Raw genomic sequence first — 751 nt, 5'->3', positions numbered from 1 at the left:
GGAACGCTCCTTGTTCGATCAGTCGATCATAATGCTGGAAGCGGCTCGCGATGAAAGCGGCTATTCCTATAAAGGCGTTGAAGCAGTGTATTTTACGTCGCGTCTGTGGATGATTGTGATCGAAGATCTCGGCAGTCCTGCCAATGGATTGCCCCAGCAATTGCGGGCATCACTCATTTCGATCGGCCTGTTCATTCTGAGGGAGCTGGAGGCCATCCGGCAGGAGACCTCGCGAGACTACGATAGCATTATTGATATCACCAAGACCATTCGCGACGGGCTTTGACCATGAAACTCTCGTTGCGTGCCGGTGAAAAAGTCTACGTGAATGGGGCGGTCTTACGCGTTGACCGCAAGGTTTCCATTGAATTCATGAACGATGTCAGTTTTCTTCTCGAAAGCCACGTCATTCAGGCGGATCAGACGACAACGCCCCTACGGCAGCTCTATTTCGCCGCACAGATCATGCTGATCAATCCTGCAATGAAGGAGGAGGCCAACCGCACGTTCAAGCGTATGCTGGCGTCACTCCTCGCAACGTTTGAAAACCAGCAGATGTTGAAAGAATTGAAGCTGATCGATGAGATGATGTGCAACGAACGTGTGTTCGACGCTCTGAAATCGATCCGATTACTCTACGCGCTGGAAGCACAGATTCTTTTCGGTTCAGCAGACCCGACTATTTCCTCTCAAACACAACAGGCCGTCAGGCCGGAGGCAACCGCATGACCACGATCCCTCCCGTAGGAAC

At 51.9% G+C, this 751-nt stretch carries 2 protein-coding genes; both read left to right on the top strand.

The genetic code is table 11. The features are described from left to right. A partial coding sequence (flaF, locus tag ACXJ5O_RS28835; protein WP_457302893.1) for a flagellar biosynthesis regulator FlaF occupies nucleotides 1-286 on the top strand: 286 nt, incomplete at its 5' end. Nucleotides 287-288: 2 nt separating this feature from the next. Further along, complete coding sequence (flbT, locus tag ACXJ5O_RS28830; protein ID WP_457302892.1) at nucleotides 289-729, top strand: flagellar biosynthesis repressor FlbT; 441 nt, start codon at nucleotides 289-291, stop codon at nucleotides 727-729. Nucleotides 730-751: the final 22 nt, after the last annotated feature.

This window comes from Phyllobacterium sp. P5_D12 (genome assembly GCF_054049495.1).
Note: the sequence above shows the minus strand (reverse complement) of the source record. Positions and strands in the feature narration are given on the sequence as shown.